General features: G+C 60.6%; 19 protein-coding genes. 11 read left to right on the top strand and 8 right to left on the bottom strand.

Annotated features, from left to right (window positions below; all coding sequences use genetic code 11):
• Position 1 precedes the first annotated feature (1 nt).
• Both pdxA and rsmA read left to right on the top strand, forming a co-directional pair.
• Positions 2-1018 carry a 4-hydroxythreonine-4-phosphate dehydrogenase PdxA gene (pdxA, locus tag ABID12_RS18395; RefSeq protein ID WP_354435565.1) on the top strand — a complete coding sequence of 339 codons (1017 nt, stop codon included), beginning with the start codon at positions 2-4 and terminating at the stop codon, positions 1016-1018.
• A complete protein-coding gene (gene rsmA, locus ABID12_RS18400; protein ID WP_354435566.1) occupies positions 1018-1845 on the top strand; it encodes a 16S rRNA (adenine(1518)-N(6)/adenine(1519)-N(6))-dimethyltransferase RsmA in 828 nt (275 codons plus the stop codon). Before pdxA ends, rsmA begins: the two co-directional genes overlap by 1 nt.
• A 7-nt stretch (positions 1846-1852) precedes the next feature.
• Here the strand turns inward: rsmA and gmk are convergent, their stop codons facing one another.
• The 7 genes from gmk to fabD form a co-directional block, all read right to left on the bottom strand.
• Positions 1853-2491 carry a guanylate kinase gene (gmk, locus tag ABID12_RS18405; protein ID WP_354435567.1) on the bottom strand — a complete coding sequence of 213 codons (639 nt, stop codon included), beginning with the start codon at positions 2489-2491 and terminating at the stop codon, positions 1853-1855.
• 5 nt (positions 2492-2496) lie between these two features.
• Complete coding sequence (locus tag ABID12_RS18410) at positions 2497-3384, bottom strand: YicC/YloC family endoribonuclease (RefSeq protein WP_354435568.1); 888 nt, start codon at positions 3382-3384, stop codon at positions 2497-2499.
• A gap of 105 nt (positions 3385-3489) precedes the next feature.
• The gene (mltG, locus tag ABID12_RS18415) at positions 3490-4572 is read right to left on the bottom strand and encodes an endolytic transglycosylase MltG (RefSeq protein WP_394706158.1); all 1083 of its coding nucleotides are present in this window, start codon (positions 4570-4572) and stop codon (positions 3490-3492) included.
• Between the two features lie 271 nt (positions 4573-4843).
• Positions 4844-6106, bottom strand: coding sequence for a beta-ketoacyl-ACP synthase II (fabF, locus tag ABID12_RS18420; protein WP_354435569.1), 1263 nt, complete (start codon positions 6104-6106; stop codon positions 4844-4846).
• A gap of 288 nt (positions 6107-6394) precedes the next feature.
• The gene (locus ABID12_RS18425) at positions 6395-6631 is read right to left on the bottom strand and encodes an acyl carrier protein (RefSeq protein ID WP_018062986.1); all 237 of its coding nucleotides are present in this window, start codon (positions 6629-6631) and stop codon (positions 6395-6397) included.
• Positions 6632-6912: 281 nt separating this feature from the next.
• Positions 6913-7650 (bottom strand): 3-oxoacyl-[acyl-carrier-protein] reductase, encoded by a 738-nt coding sequence (gene fabG / locus ABID12_RS18430; RefSeq protein ID WP_106312211.1) that lies wholly within the window; start codon positions 7648-7650, stop codon positions 6913-6915.
• A gap of 74 nt (positions 7651-7724) precedes the next feature.
• Entirely contained in the window at positions 7725-8669 is a 945-nt protein-coding gene (fabD, locus tag ABID12_RS18435; protein ID WP_354435570.1) for an ACP S-malonyltransferase, read from the bottom strand.
• A 222-nt stretch (positions 8670-8891) separates the two neighbouring features.
• On the opposite strand from fabD, the gene ABID12_RS18440 reads away from it, so the two are divergent.
• Together ABID12_RS18440 and ABID12_RS18445 are read left to right on the top strand one after the other, a co-directional pair.
• Positions 8892-9935: an aldo/keto reductase gene (locus ABID12_RS18440; protein WP_354435571.1), complete on the top strand. Its 1044-nt coding sequence runs from the start codon at positions 8892-8894 to the stop codon at positions 9933-9935.
• A 109-nt stretch (positions 9936-10044) separates the two neighbouring features.
• Positions 10045-10974: a calcium/sodium antiporter gene (locus ABID12_RS18445; RefSeq protein ID WP_354435572.1), complete on the top strand. Its 930-nt coding sequence runs from the start codon at positions 10045-10047 to the stop codon at positions 10972-10974.
• Between the two features lie 52 nt (positions 10975-11026).
• On the opposite strand, the gene ABID12_RS18450 is transcribed toward ABID12_RS18445, so the two are convergent.
• Positions 11027-12079 carry a YaaC family protein gene (locus ABID12_RS18450; protein WP_354435573.1) on the bottom strand — a complete coding sequence of 351 codons (1053 nt, stop codon included), beginning with the start codon at positions 12077-12079 and terminating at the stop codon, positions 11027-11029.
• Positions 12080-12460: 381 nt separating this feature from the next.
• On the opposite strand from ABID12_RS18450, the gene rpsF reads away from it, so the two are divergent.
• The 7 genes from rpsF (at position 12461) to radA (ending at position 19414) form a co-directional block, all read left to right on the top strand.
• Positions 12461-12859, top strand: coding sequence for a 30S ribosomal protein S6 (gene rpsF, locus ABID12_RS18455; RefSeq protein WP_106312253.1), 399 nt, complete (start codon positions 12461-12463; stop codon positions 12857-12859).
• Between the two features lie 24 nt (positions 12860-12883).
• A complete protein-coding gene (rpsR, locus tag ABID12_RS18460; RefSeq protein WP_018062978.1) occupies positions 12884-13132 on the top strand; it encodes a 30S ribosomal protein S18 in 249 nt (82 codons plus the stop codon).
• A 247-nt stretch (positions 13133-13379) separates the two neighbouring features.
• The gene (locus ABID12_RS18465; RefSeq protein WP_354435574.1) at positions 13380-14369 is read left to right on the top strand and encodes a DUF2232 domain-containing protein; all 990 of its coding nucleotides are present in this window, start codon (positions 13380-13382) and stop codon (positions 14367-14369) included.
• Positions 14360-14992: a 50S ribosomal protein L9 gene (rplI, locus tag ABID12_RS18470; protein ID WP_106312193.1), complete on the top strand. Its 633-nt coding sequence runs from the start codon at positions 14360-14362 to the stop codon at positions 14990-14992. Before ABID12_RS18465 ends, rplI begins: the two co-directional genes overlap by 10 nt.
• 256 nt (positions 14993-15248) lie before the next feature.
• The gene (locus ABID12_RS18475) at positions 15249-16742 is read left to right on the top strand and encodes a replicative DNA helicase (protein ID WP_106312190.1); all 1494 of its coding nucleotides are present in this window, start codon (positions 15249-15251) and stop codon (positions 16740-16742) included.
• Positions 16743-16804: 62 nt separating this feature from the next.
• Positions 16805-17986, top strand: coding sequence for an alanine racemase (alr, locus tag ABID12_RS18480; RefSeq protein ID WP_354435575.1), 1182 nt, complete (start codon positions 16805-16807; stop codon positions 17984-17986).
• Between the two features lie 27 nt (positions 17987-18013).
• Positions 18014-19414, top strand: coding sequence for a DNA repair protein RadA (gene radA / locus ABID12_RS18485; RefSeq protein WP_106312184.1), 1401 nt, complete (start codon positions 18014-18016; stop codon positions 19412-19414).
• The last annotated feature ends 38 nt before the right edge of the window (positions 19415-19452 follow it).

Genomic DNA, 19452 nt, shown 5'->3' on the forward strand with positions numbered 1-19452 from the left:
CATGAAGACCAATCTGCCACTTGCTCTTTCTCAGGGCGACCCTGCCGGCATCGGCCCGGAAATCGCCCTGAAAGCCTGGTCGCGACGCGAGGAGACCGGGATTGCGCCTTTCGTCTATCTCGGCGACCCGCGCATTCTCCAGACCCGTGCGGCCATGCTTGAACTGGATGTGCCGGTGCAGGTCTGCGCCCCCGAAGCAGCCTGCGACACGTTTCATGCCGCCCTGCCGGTTTTCGCGATCGATGCGGCAACGCCTGTCGCGCCCGGCAAGCCGGACCCGGCGACGGCGGCCGGAACGATTGCCGCAATCGAAACCGGCGTAAAGCTCACCCAGCGCGGCAAGACGGCGGCTCTGGTGACCAATCCGATTGCAAAATCCGTTCTCTACAGTTCGGGCTTCGGCTTTCCCGGCCACACCGAATTCCTGGCCGAGCTTGCGCGGCGCGAAACCGGGACGCAATACCGTCCGGTAATGATGCTGGCCTGCCCGGCGCTGCGCGTGGTTCCGGTCACCATTCACATCCCGCTGTCGGACGTTCCTGCCGCGCTTGACCAGGCGTTGATCATCGAAACGATCCGGATCACGGCCCGCGACCTTGCCGAGCGCTTCGCCATCAAGGCCCCGCGGTTGGCCGTTGCCGGTCTGAACCCGCATGCGGGCGAACAGGGCACGATCGGGCGGGAGGACGAAGAAATTGTCCGCCCGGCGCTCGATACGCTGCGCGCCGAAGGCATTGATGTCGTCGGCCCCCTGCCCGCCGACACCATGTTTCATGCTAGCGCACGGGCGCGATACGACGCAGCGATCTGCATGTATCACGATCAGGCGCTGATTCCGGTCAAGACGCTTGGCTTCGAGCAAGGTGTCAACGCGACGCTCGGCCTGCCCTTTGTCAGAACGTCGCCGGACCACGGCACGGCTTTCGACATCGCCGAGCGCGGCATAGCGGATCCGCGAAGCCTCGAGGAGGCGCTGAAGCTGGCAGCCGTGCTGTCCGGCGGAAAGCAGGATCGATAATGTCCCGGATCGACGATCTTCCGCCCCTGCGTGAGGTTCTGGCAGCGCACGAACTGAATGCCCGCAAGGCGCTCGGACAGAATTTCCTTCTGGACCTCAATCTGACGCAGAAGATCGCGCGCACGGCAGGCGCGCTGGAAGGCGCCCATGTGGTCGAGGTCGGCCCCGGGCCCGGTGGCCTGACACGGGCCATTCTCTCTCTCGGGATCAGGAAACTGACGGTGATCGAGCGCGACGCGCGGTGCCTGCCGGCCTTGCACGAGATTGCGGCGCATTATCCCGACAGGCTCGAGATCATCGAAGGCGATGCGCTAACGGTCGACTATGCCGCCCTTGCCGGCGGCCAGCCGATCCGCGTCATTGCCAACCTGCCCTATAATGTCGGCACGCAATTGCTGGTGAACTGGCTACTGCCCGATGACTGGCCGCCCTACTGGCAGTCCTTGACGCTGATGTTTCAAAAGGAAGTCGCCCAGCGCATTGTTGCCGAGCCCGGCAGCGCGCATTACGGCCGGCTTGGCGTGCTTGCCGGCTGGCGTACCGAGGCGAGGATCGCTTTCGACGTGCCCCCGCAGGCTTTCACGCCGCCGCCGAAAGTGACGTCGAGCGTGGTCCATCTTGCGCCACGGACACAACCGATCGCCGTGACGGCTTCAGCGCTTGAAAAAGTCACTCAGGCAGCCTTCGGCCAGCGTCGCAAGATGCTGCGACAAAGCCTGAAGGGGCTGGGTGGCGAGACATTGCTTGAAAAGGCCGGAATCGATCCGACCCGGCGTGCCGAAACGCTGAGCGTTGCCGAATTCTGCGCGCTTGCGACAGCGCTTTAGAGCCCTTCTACTCCGACAGCAGCGCGTCGACGTGGTGGGGAATCACGCTTTCATATTCGCGCTTGGCCCGCTCCGCCCTCAGGATCGACCGGACCAGATCATAGGCATCTTCAAGGTCGTCATTGACGACCACATATTCGTAATCGCGCCAGCGGGAAATCTCGCCGGTCGCGTTCTTCAGCCTGACATCCATGGCCGCCTTGCTGTCTTCCGCGCGGGCCAGGAGCCGCGCCTTCAACGCCTTCATCGACGGCGGAAGCACGAAAATGCCGACGACATCGCGCGGCAGCGCCTGTTTCAGCTGTTCCGCACCCTGCACGTCGATATCGAAGAGCACATCACGCCCGGCCGCAAGCGAGCGCTCAACGGCCGCACGCGGGGTGGCGTAGAAATTGCCATGGACCTCGGCCCATTCGAGAAAGCCCCCTTCATCGCGCCGTTTGATGAATTCGTCCGGCTCCAGAAAGAAATAGTGCACCCCTTCCTGCTCGCTTTTGCGGCGCGGGCGGGTGGTCGCGCTGATCGACAGGTCGATCAGCGGATCTTCAGCGAGAAGCCGCCGTGCAATGGTGGATTTTCCCGCACCTGAGGGGGCGGCCAGCACCAGCATGACGCCGCGTCGGTTCGCAGCCTGGTTTTCTGCCATGGGGTTTACTCCAGATTCTGGATCTGCTCGCGAAACTGGTCGATGACGGTTTTCAGTTCAAGGCCGGCCGCCGTCACTGCAACTGCATTCGATTTCGAGCAGATCGTATTGGTTTCACGATTGAATTCCTGGGCCAGAAAATCAAGCCGCCGCCCGCAGGGGCCGCCCTTTTCCAGAAGCGCGCGCGCTGCCGCGACATGGGCATTCAGACGGTCGATTTCTTCCTGCAGATCGGCTTTGGTTGCCAGCAGCACCGCTTCGGCATAAAGCCGGTCGCTGTCCAGCGAGGGCGCGGCATCAACCAGCCTGCCGACCTGTTCGGAAAGCCGCTCGGCAATAGCGGCAGGCGTGCGTGACGGATCGGCCTCGATCGTTCCGGTCAGTTCGGCAATCCTGTCGATCTGCCGGCCCAGAACCGCAACGATCTTTTCGCCTTCTTCGCCGCGCATGGCGCACAGCCGGTCAAGCGCGACATCCAGATCACCGAGGATCATGCCGTCACGGGTTTCAAGCGCCGCGCTGTCTTCCTCACCCTCGCGGAAATCGGCAATGCCGCGCAGGCCAAGAAGGCCTTCGAGCGACAACGGCTTGTCGTCGAGAACGTCACCCAGCCTCGCCTTGAGATCGAGAACCGCCTGAAGAGCGGCTTCATTGACAACCAGTTCGAGTCGGCTTTCAGCCAGCGTGATCGAAAGCGCAACCTGAACATTGCCGCGCGCAAGCCGTTCGGCAAGGCGTTTCCTGACGTCCGTTTCGAGATGATCGCTGCCCTGCGGCAACCTCAGCCTGACATCGAGCCCCTTGCCGTTGACGGCCCTGAGTTCCCACGTCCAGCGATAACGCTGCCAGTATCCGTCACTGCGTGCAAAGCCCGTCATCGATTGCGGCTTCATAAGTTGCTCTCCTGGCAATGTGCTGACCGAAAGGCCGTTTGCGGCGCAACCTACAGCATTTCGCGGCCTGCGGTAAGCGGCAGGTTTGAGCCCCGCTTTGACGCGTCAGTCGCTGCCCCGCTCGGCCTCGATCCGGCGCCAGCGGCGCACATTGGCATTGTGCTCGTCCAGCGTTCTGGCGAAGGCGTGACCACCGCTGCCGTCGGCGACAAAATAAAGGTCATCGGTAAGCGCAGGATTGGCAACCGCCTCCAGCGCGGCCTTGCCCGGATTAGCAATCGGCCCCGGCGGCAGGCCGCTGATCTGATAGGTGTTGTAGGGCGTTTCCTTGTCGAGATCGGACCGGTAGATCGGCCGGTCGGACGGCTTGCCCTCGCCGCCGAATAGACCGTAGATCACCGTCGGATCCGACTGCAGCCGCATTCCCCGCTCGAGCCGGTTGAGGAACACCGCAGCAACCTGCGGGCGCTCCGAGGCAATGCCGGTTTCCTTCTCGACGATCGAGGCCAGCGTAACGAAGTCTTCCTTGTTATCGATGGGCAGTCCCTGATCGCGTTTCAGCCAGATTTCGTCGATCAGCTGCTGCTGGCCTTCGCGCATCTGGTCGATGATTTCCGTGCGATCCGTCCCGCGCGAGAAACGGTATGTCTGCGGCATCAGGCTGCCTTCCGGCGGCAGTTCTTCCGGCAGATCGCCGCTCAGGTTGGGGTCGGCTGCAAGCCGGTCGAAAACCTCCTGAACGGTGTAACCTTCGGGAAACGAGATGCTGTAGAGAATGGATTTTCCCGATTCGAGCAAAGCCGCGATATCCGCCATCGAGGAACCGGCCTTGATCTCGTAATCACCGGCCTTCAGCGTTTCGCCCTCGCTGCGCAGATGGGCGGCCGTGACATAGCGGAATATCCGCGAATCGCTGATGATCCCGTTGCGTTCGAGGTCGCGCGCAATCGTCGAAACCCCGGCGCCTTCCCGCACCGTAAATTCGGCATTCACCGTCAGCGGACCGGGCTCGTCATAGCTCGATTTTGCATAATAATAGATACCGCCGACCGCGACAGCGCCCAGAACCAGCAATGTCATCACGAAGTTCAGGAAGATCACGAACTGGCTCTTCGCCTTTTTCGAGCGTCGAACGGGTTCGGGCACCCGCTCGGGCCGCAATGCTTCCTTGGCAGATTTCGGCACAATCGGACGGCGGTCGTCGTTCGCGCCATCGCCGTTCTCACGTCCGTTATCCTGATCAGAACCGCGCACCGGTACCTCTTTTCAAACAGCTTTGCCACCGCGCCGCGGCGCGTAGCGAAATTTATAAATGCCCCCGCCGGCCTGTATCCCGGCCGGTCGCGGCGATAAATCGAATTCGAGATCGAAGCCGTTGAACCTAGATAAAAAAACGGCCGCAAAATGTCAGCCGTTTGTTTTTCTCATCCACAGTGACTGTGTCGGACTTGCGCTGACGTCAGCCGTTGTAGCGGCGCAGTACCAGAGACGCGTTGGTGCCGCCGAAACCGAAGGAATTCGACAGCGCCACATCGATATCGCGCTTGCGGGCCACCTTGGGCACGAGGTCGATTGCGGTTTCGCGCTCGGGATTATCGAGGTTCAGCGTCGGCGGGGCGACATTGTCGCGGATCGCCAGGGTCGAGAAGATCGCCTCGATCGCACCGGCAGCCCCCAGCAGATGCCCGGTCGCCGATTTAGTCGACGACATCGACACCTTGTCGGCATCATCGCCGAGCAGCCGTTCTACCGCGCCAAGCTCAATCGTATCGGCCATGGTCGAGGTGCCATGGGCATTGATATAGTCGATATCGCCGGGGGTAATGCCTGCCCGCTTCAAGGCCGTCGTCATGCAACGGAAAGCGCCTTCGCCATCTTCGGACGGCGCGGTAATGTGATAGGCATCGCCGCTCAGCCCGTAACCGACAACTTCGGCATAGATCCTGGCACCGCGGGCCTTGGCATGTTCAAGCTCTTCGAGCACGACAACGCCGGCGCCCTCGCCCATGACAAAACCGTCACGATCGACGTCATAGGGACGCGAAGCGCGCTGGGGATCGTCGTTGTAATCCGTCGACAGCGCCTTGCAGGCGGCAAAGCCGGCCAGAGCCAGGCGGCAGATCGGCGATTCCGTGCCGCCTGCAACCATGACGTCGGCATCACCGAAGCCGATCAGACGGCTTGCATCGCCAATGGCATGCGCGCCGGTCGAGCAGGCGGTGACAACAGAGTGATTTGGGCCGCGCAGCTTGTGGCGAATGGAGACCTGGCCGGAAGCGAGGTTGATCAGCCGTCCCGGAATGAAGAACGGCGAAACCCGGCGCGGGCCGCGGTCGCGCAGCGTGTAACCGGCTTCGACAATACCATCGAGACCGCCGATACCGGAGCCGATCAGCACACCGGTCGAAATCTGGTCGTCATCGCTTTTCGGATGCCAGTCGGCATCGTTCAGCGCCATGTCGGCAGCGGCCATCGCATAAGTGATAAAGGGGTCGACCTTGCGCTGCTCTTTCGGCTCAAGCCATTCATCGGCATTGAACGTGCCGTCGCTGCCGTCGCCCAGCGGGATGGAGCAGGCAATCCTGGCCGCCAGATCATCCGTCTCGAAAGCTGTGACCTTGCTTGCGCCGTTACGGCCTTCCAGCAAACGTGACCAGGTTACTTCGGTTCCGCATCCCAGCGGCGTTACCATACCCAAACCGGTGATTACTACACGCCTCATTGGTGGATCGCCCCTTCTTCAATTTTATATCGGACCGGCCTTCGGCAAAGCCCGATCGCCGCTGTCCCAGTATAGCGGCTTCAATATCCTGAAACGGAACCGGTCGCATCAAACATGTGACCAGCGCCTTTCCGGCAGTCAGCCCCGATCAAACCGCACCGTCGGCCGGATTGCAAAACCGGCAGAGGCCGAATGCGGTGTTCAGGACAAAAAAATGGCCCGTTTGACCGGGCCGATCAAGGCGGTAATCAGGGACCCCCCTGAAAACCGCCCGTCAATTTCTTTCGATCAGGCCTGAGCCTTCTCGATAAACTTGATAGCGTCGCCCACGGTGAGGATGGAGTCGGCTGCATCATCGGGGATTTCAACACCGAATTCTTCTTCGAAGGCCATAACCAGCTCGACGGTGTCGAGCGAGTCTGCGCCCAGATCGTCGATGAAGCTGGCGCTTTCAACAACCTTGTCGGCGTCAACGCCCAGGTGATCAACTACAATTTTCTTAACGCGTTCTGCGATATCGCTCATGTCGGTATCCTCGACCTGTCTCAAGTTCGATGGAATGCCCAGGGCATCCTCTGAAGTTAACGCCGCCGGCCCTCTTTTTCCGTTCAAGAGATGCGGCAGCAAACATGTGAACCAAGGCCCACTATGGAAAACCCGGATCAACCGGGTTTCGTCCGCTGGACTGTTCTTGGCAGTCCCGGCCCGCTTACCATGGTTTGTTCACGGCGCAAAGCCCAAAAAGCGCCGGTTTACGGCAAGTAAGGGCATTTCGCCGCCCCATCCCCGCCTAAAACGGCCCTTGTTCAGACCATCACCATGCCACCATTGACGTGCAGGGTCTGGCCCGTCACGTAGCCAGCCTCGTTGGAGGCAAGATAGGTGACGGCGGAAGCGATATCGTCACCGCTTCCCATGCGTTTCATCGGCACGGCGGAAAGAATACCTTCCTTCTGCTTGTCGTTCAGCTTGTCGGTCATCGCCGTTTCGATAAAGCCCGGCGCCACGCAATTGACGGTGACATTGCGGGGTGCAACTTCCTGCGCCAGCGACTTGGAAAAACCGATCATCCCGGCCTTGGCGGCGCAGTAATTGGCCTGCCCCGGATTGCCGGTAACGCCAACGATCGAGGTGATGTTGATCACCCGGCCGAAGCGGCGGCGCATCATCGGATGCATGATCGCGCGCGTCAGCACGAAAGCGGCCGTCAGGTTGACATCGAGCACGCTTTCCCAGTCCGCATCGCTCATGCGCACGAACAGGCCGTCGCGGGTGATGCCGGCATTGTTGACCAGGATATCGACGCCGCCGAGATCGGCTTCGGCCTTCTCACCAAGCGCCTTGACCGCATCGCGGTCGGAAAGGTCGGCGGGCAGCACAAGGGTGCGTTCGCCAAGCTCTGCGGCCAGCGCCTCAAGCTTTTCCGCGCGGGTGCCGTGGAGCGCGACGGTGGCGCCCTGTCCGTGAAGCTGGCGGGCGATCGCTTCGCCGATGCCACCGCTTGCGCCCGTCACCAGCGCCTTGCGCCCAGTCAGATCCAACATATCAAAACCTCGTCCGGTAATGTTCGCTTCATCAGGCCTGCACAGCGCAGACCGTTCTCAACTTCTCTCAAACCTCAGCCCTTGATGGCCTTGAGCGCGCCGTCGATATCCGCCGGTGCGCCGACGGCGATACCGTTCAGCGCCCGGTCGATACGCCGCGCCAGACCAGTCAGCACCTTGCCGGCGCCGATCTCATAGAGCGTTTCAACCTCGTTGGCCGCAAACCAGCTCACCGTTTCGCGCCAGCGCACCCGGCCGGTCACCTGTGCCACCAGCAGGCTGACGATTTCCTCGGGATCGGTCACCGGCTCGGCGCGCACATTGGCAACGACCGGCACGACAGGCGAACCCTTGCGGACATCCGCCAGCGCTTCGGCCATCGCATCTGCGGCAGGCGCCATCAGCGAGGAATGGAACGGTGCGGAGACCGGCAGCAGCAGCGCGCGCTTTGCGCCCTTGTCGCTGGCGATTGCCACGGCCTTTTCAACACCGGCCTTTTCACCGGAGATCACCACCTGGCCGCCGCCATTGTCATTGGCGATTTCGCACACACCGGCAGAAGCGGCCTCGCTGCACAGCGCCTCGATGTCTTCGAATGAAAGGCCGATAATGGCGGCCATGGCGCCCTTGCCCACCGGAACGGCCTTCTGCATGGCATTGCCGCGAATGCGCAGAAGCCGGGCCGTATCGGCAAGCGAGAACGTGCCCGCAGCGCACAGCGCGGAATATTCGCCCAGCGAATGGCCGGCGACATAGGAAATGTCGGTTTTCAGGTCGAGACCTTCGGCCTCCAGCACCCGGACGACGGCAAGCGAAACGGCCATCAGCGCGGGCTGCGTGTTGGCGGTCAGCTGCAGTGCGTCTTCCGGCCCTTCCCAGATGGTCTGCGAAAGCTTTTCGCCGAGCGCATCGTCGACTTCCTCGAAAACCAGCCGGGCGGCGGTGAACTCATCCGCCAGCGCCTTGCCCATGCCAACGCTCTGACTTCCCTGTCCGGGAAAGGTAAATGCGACTGTCATCTGTGGCCCCTTAGCCAATCATTTCGTGTTCAACGGCGCGGCTTTGTGCCGGTCCACGCCGGAAATGCAACTCCATTTGACGTTTCATCCGCCTGTGTCAATAGCAACGGCACTGCATTGGCCGCCGAATTAACACGTAAAAATCGCCGCCGGCGCTTGCTCTTAACGTGCATCCGGTTACATTCGGCCGCAACCCGCCAAACTGACTTTCAAGGTAAATCTATGAAAACCAATAGCTTGGGACGCACCGGAATCGAAGTGTCCGGAATCGGCCTGGGAACGATGACATGGGGCTCGCAAAACAGCGAAGACGAAGCCCATGCCCAGATGAACTATGCCGTGGAAAACGGCGTCAACTTTTTCGATACCGCCGAACTCTATCCCGTCACGCCGCTGAGCGCGGAGACCTATGGACGTACCGAGGAATTCATCGGCAGCTGGTTCGAGAACCGCAAAAAGCGCGACGACATCATTCTGGCAACCAAGATCGCCGGCTCCGGCCGCCAGTGGATCCGCGACGGCAAGCCGATCACGCCGCAGACGATCCGCACCGCCCTCGACGCCAGCCTGAAACGGCTGAAGACCGATTATATCGACCTCTATCAGATTCACTGGCCCAATCGCGGTCATTTCCACTTCCGCAATTCCTGGACCTACACCCCTTACGGCCAGGACCGCTACCAGAGCCATATCGACATTGCCGAAACGCTCGACACGCTGGACCGGCTGGTCAAGGACGGCAAGATCCGCGCCATCGGCCTTTCCAACGAAACCGCCTGGGGCACGATGCGCTATCTCAACCGCGCCGAACAGTGTGACCGGACACGGATTTCGACCGTTCAGAATGAATACAGCCTGCTCTACCGCCATCACGATCTCGATATGGCCGAACTCGCCTATTATGAAGATGTCGGCCTTCTGGCGTTCTCGCCGCTGGCGACCGGCCTGCTCTCCGGCAAATATCGCGGCGGCAAGATTCCGCCCGGCTCGCGCGCGTCCATCCAGCCGGAACTCGGCGGCCGGCGGCAGGCGCAGCAGGAACCGGCGGTCGATGCCTATTGCGCCGTGGCCGAAAAGCACGGTCTCGATACCGCACAGATGGCACTTGCATTCGTGCTGTCACGGCCGTTCGTCACCGCAGCGCTCATCGGGGCGACCTCGATGGAACAGCTGAAAAACAATATCGCGGCGGCCGATATCACGCTTTCCGACGACGTGCTTCACGACATTGCCATGGTGCACCGCGAATTCCCGATGCCGATCTGAGTGAAAAACCGGCGAAACATTGTTTCTGCGGGCATGCGCACCATATGCATTGCGCACCACCGTACGTTTCGCCGGTTTTCAGCCGGCCTGGCAATGACAGGGACCGGAATTGGATTACATCTACGTTACGCTCGGTCTCCTCGGCCTTTATTTCGGTGCTGAATGGCTGGTGAGCGGCGCGGTCGCCACGGCCCGGCGCATCGGCATTTCTCCGCTTGTCGCGTCTCTGGTGATTGTCGGTTTCGGAACCTCGCTGCCGGAACTTCTGGTCTCGGTGCGCGCAGCACTGTCCGGCGCGCCCGGCATCGCGCTCGGCAACGTCGTCGGCTCCAACATTGCCAATATTCTGCTGATTGTCGGCACGGCGGCCGTGATCTTCCCGATTTCCGGGTGGGACCGCAGCGTCAGGCGTGATGCGGCGACCATGGTCGCCTCCGCCGTCTTCCTGTTTTTCCTGGTCCAGTATGATGTGATCGACCGTATTGCCGGGCTGGCCCTTCTGGCCCTGCTCGCACTCTATCTGCTGCGCACCTACATGTGGGCGCGCAAAACCGGGGCCGCCCTCGATGACGACGTGGACGTCGATACCAACGCCATGCCGGTCTGGAAGATGGCGCTTCTGATCATTGCCGGGCTCATCATCCTGCTCTTCGGCGCGGAATTCCTGATTCGCGGCGCCACCGAACTTGCCGTCCACTTCGGCGTTTCCGATGCCGTGATCGGGCTGACCGTCGTCGCCCTCGGCACCAGCCTGCCGGAACTGGCCACCGCCGTCGTCGCCGCCACCAGACGCCACTCCGATGTCGCCATCGGCAATGTCACCGGCTCCTGCATCTTCAACACCCTCTGCATCCTCGGCGCCACCGCAGTCATCGCCCCGCTACCGGTATCCAATGGCTTTGCCACCCTGGACGTGCCGGTGATGCTGGCTGCGAGCGTGTTCTTCGCGGCGATGCTGTTTTTTGCGCCGAAGTTTCACAGGGCGACGGGTGTGGTGATGCTGGTGGCTTATGCGGGGTATATCTGGGCGTTGGTTTAGCTAGTTAAAATTTAACTCAATGAACAAACAACCCATTTTAGAACATCGAAACCTACATTTCAGGCTTGTCGTGTTTCTTTTCGGACATGAACAAAGCATTGTTGACTGCATCCAGTACCAACTCTGGCAACGCGACTTCAATGTATCTCTGCGCGGCATTTATATCTGGCCAAATCCCATCCCCCTTCTCACCTCCCATCAAAGCACTCCAATGGGTGGGGAAATATCTGGCCAACATTCCTAGCATATATGAGGTTATGTATGTTACCGATATCTGTGATAACCAATTTTCCTTGGAGAACCTCGATACCAAATGAGGGCTTGGGTAATTGCCCATAGTGCGCTTAACTCGAGTGTCTAATATTTGCGGAAGACACGCTCTAAAACCAGCTTCATCAATCCTCAAAATTGATATCTTTGAATTATCATCATAGGGGTTGTCTTCCTCAGAGCACTTAAATCCTGCATTTGAATATTCAACACAAACAGGATGATCAGATGTGGCAAAAACAGAGATTTCGGCCCCAGATACCGGTGAGTAACGAAACTCTTTGACGCGAGTTCCAAATCTTGATTGTGCACCATATAAATCGGGAAGTCTTTCGAGAATATCATCAAACGATATCTCAATTCCCCGTCGCTTTATCTCGCCATCCACCGGTAGGTGCAGGATGTCATCGTAAATATTCAGTACGGAGTATGGGCGAGTAGCGGCAACAAGGTCAGAAAACAGCCCCCCACATGTTCGCACGCGAAGCGTCCCAACAGCGGCCAACGCCACCGATATGTCGCCGGAAAGAATAGCCGGCCACTTCACCGTTTCCAACCCGTGCCCCTGTGTTAATCCCTCCTCTCCAGAAACCTTGCGAAACAACAGTGTCAGGCAACGACAAAGGGATGCAACCCCATAAAACGCGAGAAGTGGGCGCACAGCAAAAGAGGCTGTCGAGGCACTTTTGAAATATTCACGTCCTTGCCGAGCCGAAGCTATAATTTCTTTGGCTCTTCTCGCGTTTAAACTTCTTGAATGAATCGTTTCGAAGCAGTCGCTAACTCTGTCTCGACTTTCTAAATTAAGCAAACTTTGCCAAACATCTTCTTCCACGAAATGATCTCCTTACCTCGATTTTGCATATAAATGGCCTTCGTTTGAACATTTTGCACGTTACCCATCGGTGTGGGGCGAAGCGAGAGCTAAACATTGCATTATCCCTTGCAATCCCGCCAAAAATGCGTATAAGCACGCCAATCCAAAGGTCCGGTCTTCAGGCTGGTGGCTGAACGGAGGGCCGGTTTCGGGTTTGGGCAACGCTTTGTTTCCCGCCGCAAACCGTCTGGCATGTAAAGTATGCCCGCCTCCCGTGTCGCCGCTCTCGACCGTCTCGATCAAACGCTTTTCTTGCCGGGCCTTGCCCTCCAGGAGCAGTCGTTGAGGCTTAGCCGCCGAGGTCCGGAACAAGGGTAAATGCAAGAAAGGCAATTCAACATGGCACTTTATGAACACGTGTTCCTGGCCCGTCAGGACATCACGGCGCAGCAGGTTGACGGCATCGTCGAGCAGTACAAGGGACTGATCGAAGAGCATGGCGGCTCGGTTGGCCGTATCGAGAACTGGGGCCTGAAGTCCCTCACCTACCGTATCCGCAAGAACCGCAAGGCGCATTACGCGCTGATGGACATCGACGCGCCGGCTGCAGCGATCCACGAAATGGAACGCCAGATGCGCATCAACGAGGACATCCTGCGTTACATGACCATCAAGGTCGACGCACACGAGGAAGGCCCGTCCGCGATGATGCAGAAGCGTGACCGCGACGACCGTCCGCGCCGCGATGGCGGCCGCGACAACCGTGGTGACCGCGGCGATCGTCGTCCGCGCAGCTGATTGCGAGATTAAGGAGTTTTTATCATGGTAGCTATCGCCTCCATCCCGACGCGTCGTCCGTTCAACCGTCGTCGCAAGACCTGCCCCTTCTCCGGCGCCAACGCTCCGAAGATCGACTACAAGGACGTTCGTCTGCTGCAGCGCTACATTTCCGAGCGCGGCAAGATCGTTCCTTCCCGTATCACGGCCGTCAGCCAGAAGAAGCAGCGTGAACTCGCCCGCGCCATCAAGCGCGCCCGCTTCCTCGGCCTTCTGCCTTACGTCGTTTCCTAAAGATTCCGGTGGGCGGGGCAGGCTTTCGCGCCCCTCGCCCTCCTCATTCTCTGCGTCATCCTCGGGCCTGACCCGAGGATCCAGGTGAGGTTCTCCGGAGGGCATGGATGCTCGGGTCAAGCCCGAGCATGACACAATCGAGATTGGCTCCGGCGCGGTGGGCGCGCAGCAGCCTCATAAATAAAACCCAGGTTGAGAACGGCACACACGGCAGCCTTCTCTAACTGCTCGCAGGGCAGGACAGCGGATGAAAACACTTGATGCAAAGACATTGCTGATTGGCGCGCTTGCCGGCGTTGCGGGCTTCATGCTTGCTTACGCGGCGAGTTTCAATGCGCTGTTTTCAACGCTGCTGTCGGCCGCCTCCGCCCTTCCGATCCTGATTGCCGGCCTTGGCTGGGGCAATTTTGCCGCCCTCGCCGCGATTGTTGTCGCCGGCGGTCTCGGCGCCCTCGTCGTTTCTCCGTTTTTCGCGCTTTACACGCTTGCCATCACACTGGTGCCGGCCGGCTGGCTCAGCCATCTCGGCAATCTGGCGCGTCCGGCAAGCGAAATCGGCGGCCCCGACGGGCTGACGGCATGGTATCCACTGTCCGACCTGCTGCTGCATCTGTGCGCCATCATCACGCTGGCGCTGATCATCCTCGGCGTCGTTGCCGGTTATGGCCCCGATGCCACCGGCGAACTGATCGACGCCTTCATCGAAGCGCTGACGGTGCAGAACCCGGAAATTGCAAACGATGCCGCGCTGATTGCCCAGTTCAAGTCGATGTTCGTGGTGATGCTGCCGATCGTTCAGGGCGCAACCTCGGTCATCCTGCTGTTCGTGGCCTATCATTTCGCGACCCGGATCGTGATTTCCTCGGGCCTGACGAGCCGGCCGCGCGAGGATGTCGCCCAGTCGCTGCGCATGCACCGCAATGCCATCTTCGTTTTTCTTGCAGCGCTTGTTGCAACCTTCTTCGGTGGAACCATAGCACTGGTGGGAGCAGCCTGCCTCGGCGCATTCGGCGGCGGCTTTCTTCTGGCCGGCCTTGCCCGCATGCACCTTGCCGCGCGCGGCAAGAGCTGGGCAGTGCCGGTTATCATCCTCTCCTATCTTTCGCTGATTTTCACCTTCCCGGCCCTGATCTTTGTGGTGATGGGTCTTCTTGACACACGGCGGGCCATTGCCCTTTCACCGGATGCAACACCGCCGAACGATGACGACAATGAAAGGAACAACCCATGGAAGTAATTCTGCTTGAACGCATCGCCAAGCTTGGCCAGATGGGCGAAACCGTCAAGGTTCGCGATGGCTATGCCCGTAACTACCTGCTGCCGACCGGCCGTGCACTGCGCGCCAACGACGCCAACAAGGCCCGTTTCGAAGCCGAGCGCGCCGTGCTTGAAGCCCGCAACCTCGAGCGCCGCAACGAAGCCCAGAAGATTGCCGACACGCTGGACGGCAAGTCCTTCATCGTTGTCCGCTCCGCCGGCGAAACCGGTCAGCTCTACGGTTCGGTTGCCACCCGCGATATCGTTGAAATCCTCGGCGACGAAGGCTTCACGATTTCCCGCAACCAGGTTGTCCTCAACCACCCGATCAAGACCGTCGGTCTGCACCGGGTCGAAATCCAGCTTCACGCCGAAGTCTATGTCACTGTCGAACTGAACGTTGCCCGTACGGCCGAAGAAGCCGAACGTCAGCTCAAGGGTGAAGACCTCACCTCCGCCGACGCCATCTACGGTGTCGACGAAGACGCCCTGCGTCCGGAAGACTTCTTCAACCCCGATGCCGACTACGACCTCGACGACGAGGAAGAAGAAACCGAAGCTTCCGCTGAGGAAGACGGCGAAGAGGAAGACAAGAACGCCTGATCGGCGTCTCCTGCTTTCGACATGTTTGTGCCCGGTCTCTCACAGGAGGCCGGGCATTTTTGTGCTATCGTGAGATTGGCCGGTGTCGATTCGTGTCAAGATGCCTGGCCCGTTTGGCGCCATTTGACGCTGAACAATGCCGATGACCTGTGAATTGATGTTGAGAACCCGCGTGTGATGTGGCAGCGGGTGTGTTTGCAGCCTCAATCGTCTATGCTCCAGCGAACCGTTTTCAGACCTTCGGAAAAGATCAACCATGAATGACATTGCGCCGTCCCTTTCGTTCCAGGCATCCGGTGCCCCGCAGGGGCGTGAAGCGCCGAACAATCTGGAAGTCGAACAGGCCCTTCTGGGCGCCATCCTCGTCAACAACAGCGCCTTCTACCGCGTTTCCGACTTTCTGAAGCCCGAGCACTTCTACGAGCCGCTGCATCGCAAGATCTATGAACTGGCCGGCGATACGATCCGCATGGACAAGATCGCCAACACCATCACGCTGAAGACCCATCTGCCCTCCGACATGAAGGTCGGGGACCTGACGGTGGCGCAATATCTCGCGCGGCTGGCCGCCGAAGCCGTTACCATCATCAATGCCGAGGATTACGGCCGCACGATCTACGATCTGGCGCTCCGGCGTCAGCTGATCGAAATCGGCGAGGATATCGTCAACACCGCCTATGAAGCGCCGATCGACCTGCCGCCGTCCGAGCAGATCGAGGACACCGAGCGCAAGCTGTTCGCGCTGGCTGAAACCGGTCGCTACGAAGGCGGGTTCCAGTCCTTCGAAAACGCGGTGACTATCGCCATCGACATGGCCAGCAAGGCGTTTGAGAGCGACGGCCATCTCTCCGGCATCTCGACGGGCCTCAACACGCTCGATGCCAAGATGGGCGGGTTGCAGCGCTCCGACCTGATCATCCTTGCCGGCCGTCCGGGCATGGGCAAGACCTCGCTTGCGACCAATATCGCCTGGAATGTCGCCTCGGCCTACGAGCCGGAAGTGCTGCCCGATGGCACGATCGAGGCGAAACAGGGCGGCGTTGTCGCCTTCTACTCGCTCGAAATGTCCGGCGAACAGCTCGCCACCCGTATCATTTCCGAGCAGACGGAAGTGTCGTCCTCCAAGATCAGGCGCGGCGATATCACCGAAGCCGATTTCGACAAGCTGGTCGCCTGCTCGCAGACCATGCAGAAAGTGCCGCTCTACATCGACCAGACCGGCGGCATCTCCATTGCCCAGCTTTCCGCCCGCGCGCGGCGGCTGAAGCGCCAGCGCGGGCTTGATCTGCTGGTGGTCGACTATGTGCAGCTGATGACGGGCTCGAAAAAGGCCGGCGACAACCGTGTGCAGGAGGTGACCGAAATCACCACCGGCCTGAAAGCGCTGGGCAAGGAGCTGAACGTTCCGATCATCGCCCTTTCCCAGCTTTCCCGTCAGGTAGAAAACCGCGACGACAAGCGCCCGCAGCTTTCCGACCTTCGCGAATCGGGTTCGATCGAGCAGGACGCGGACGTGGTGCTGTTCGTTTATCGTGAGGAATATTACGTCCAGAACCTCGAACCGCGCGATCCGGACGATCCGGCCTATGACGAGTGGAAGATGAAATACGAGAAGGTGCGCGGAACCGCCGACGTGATCATCGCCAAGCAGCGTCACGGACCGACAGGCACCGCCAACCTCGCCTTCCAGGCCGCCTACACGCGCTTTGCGGATCTTGCCGATCCGTCCTACTCCAGCTTTGACGAATAGGCATGGGCGACACGGCGTGAACACGCTATAATCGCCAAAATTTTGCAACAAACGGCGATTTCATGTCTGATTTTTCGAATGAACCTGTTGAAGAAACGCTTGCGGAGGGGGAAATCCCCTTCGAGGCGGCGGCTGCCCGTCTGACGATTGATCTCGGCGCCATCGTGAGCAACTGGAAGACCATGCGTGCGCTTTCCGGCCGGGCGCGAACGGCCGCCGTGGTCAAGGCCGATGGCTACGGCCTCGGCATCGAGGATGTCGGCGAGGCGCTTTATGGCGCGGGTGCGGCGGATTTTTTCGTCGCCGTTCCGGAAGAAGGCGCAACGCTCAGACGGTTTGCGCCGGATGCCCGCATCTTTGTGCTTTCCGGCATGTGGCCCGGCACGGAGGAAGTGTTTTTCGAAAACGACCTCGTCCCGGTCCTTGCCAGCAGCGAACAGCTTTCCTTCTTCTTCGCAGCTGTTGCCGAATTCGGCGATTATCCGTGCGCGCTCCAGATCGACACCGGTTTCAACCGGCTTGGCCTGACGGTGGAGGAAGCACTGGCGCTGGCCGGCGATGTCTCGCGGCCGGCGAGTTTCGAGCCGGTCCTCATTCTCTCGCATCTCGCCTGCGGCGATGATCCGGCCTCGCCGATGAACAAGGCGCAGCTGGAATGGTTCCGGATCGCCGCATCCGCCTTCGAGGGCGTGGAGACCAGTCTGTCGGCCTCTGCCGGCATTTTCCTTGGATCGGACTATCATTTCGACCTCACCCGGCCCGGCATTGCGCTTTACGGCGGCGATTCGCAGGCCGGCACCTCGAAACGGCTGCGCCCGGCGGCAACGGCCGAGGCCCGTATCGTTCAAATTCGCGAAGCCCGGGCCGGTACGACGGTGAGTTACGGGGCAACCTGCAAGCTTGGCCGCGACAGCCGGCTTGCAATTGCAGCGTCGGGCTATGCGGACGGCTACCACCGGTCGCTCTCCGGCTCCGGCGTTCCGTTGCGTGATGCCGTCAGCGCCGGCGGTTACGGTTCTGTCGCCGGCTACAAGGTGCCGATTGCCGGGCGCATCACCATGGACATGACCGTTTATGATGTGACGGATGTTCCCGAAGGCGCGATACGGGTCGGCGACTATATCGAACTCATCGGCCCCAACCTTCCGCTGGACGAAGCGGCCGCAGCAGCCGGCACGATCGGTTATGAATTGCTGACCGCCCTTGGCTTGCGCTACCGTCGCCGTTATATCCAGCCGGACTGACGCGTTTTTCCGGACAAAGAAGAGACCTTGGCCAAACCGAAAACCCAGTTCATCTGCCAGAATTGCGGCAGCATCCATCCCCGCTGGGCGGGCCGTTGCGATGCCTGCGGCGCCTGGAACACGATCGTCGAGGAAAACCCGACGGCCGGTATCGGCGGCGGCCCGGCCCGCGCGCCGAAAAAGGGCCGTCCCGTCGCGCTTGTGACGCTGGATGGCGAAAGCGAGGAAGCCCCCCGCATTGCCAGCCGGATGGCCGAACTCGACCGGGTAACGGGCGGCGGTTTCGTGCGCGGCTCGGCCGTGCTTGTCGGCGGCGATCCGGGTATCGGCAAATCCACGATCCTGATGCAGGCCGCAGCAGCCCTTGCCCGCCAGAACCAGCGCGTGATCTATGTTTCCGGCGAAGAGGCCATCGCCCAGGTGCGCCTGCGCGCAAAACGCCTTGGCGCGGCGAATGCCGAGGTCCTGCTTGCCGCCGAAACCAATGTCGAGGACATTCTGGCAACGCTCGCCGAAGGCCCCCGCCCCGATCTGGTGATCATCGATTCGATCCAGACGCTGTGGTCGGATCAGGCCGAGGCCGCGCCCGGCACGGTAACGCAGGTGCGCACCGGGGTGCAGGCGATGATCCGGTTTGCCAAGCAGACCGGAACCGCCATGGTGCTGGTCGGCCATGTCACCAAGGAAGGCCAGATCGCCGGTCCCCGCGTGGTCGAGCACATGGTCGACGCCGTGCTCTATTTCGAGGGCGAGCGCGGCCACCACTACCGTATCCTGCGGACCGTCAAAAACCGATTCGGCCCGACAGACGAGATCGGCGTGTTCGAGATGGGCGACACCGGCCTGCGCGAGGTTGCCAATCCGTCGGAACTGTTCCTGGGCGAACGCAACGACAAGGCACCGGGGGCTGCTGTTTTCGCCGGCATGGAGGGCACGCGGCCGGTTCTGGTGGAGGTGCAGGCCCTTGTCGCGCCGACATCGCTCGGCACGCCGCGCCGCGCCGTCGTCGGCTGGGATTCGGCCAGACTTTCCATGATCCTGGCGGTTCTGGAAGCCCATTGCGGGGTTCGGCTCGGCAATCACGATGTCTATCTCAACATCGCCGGCGGCTATCGCATCACCGAACCGGCCGCCGATCTTGCGGTGGCGGCAGCCCTGATTTCATCACTTGTCGGACTTGCTCTCCCGGTCGATTGTGTCTATTTCGGCGAAGTCAGTCTTTCAGGCGCCATACGGCCGGTCACCCACGCCGCTCAGCGACTGAAGGAAGCGTCAAAACTCGGGTTTTCGCGTGCGGCTCTGCCGGCCGGTTCGGCAGAAATTGCGTCAGCGAATGTAAACGGGTTAAAAGGACTGGAATCTCTACCGGAACTTGTGGCCGATATCGCCGGCCGCAGACCGGAGATGGTATCGGATGACAGCGACTGATCTGTCCGCCAGAGGAACCGATCGGTCGCAGGTGTGGG

Origin of the sequence: Martelella mangrovi (assembly GCF_040545495.1) — a bacterium.
GTDB classification, from domain to species: Bacteria; Pseudomonadota; Alphaproteobacteria; order Rhizobiales; family Rhizobiaceae; genus Martelella; species Martelella mangrovi.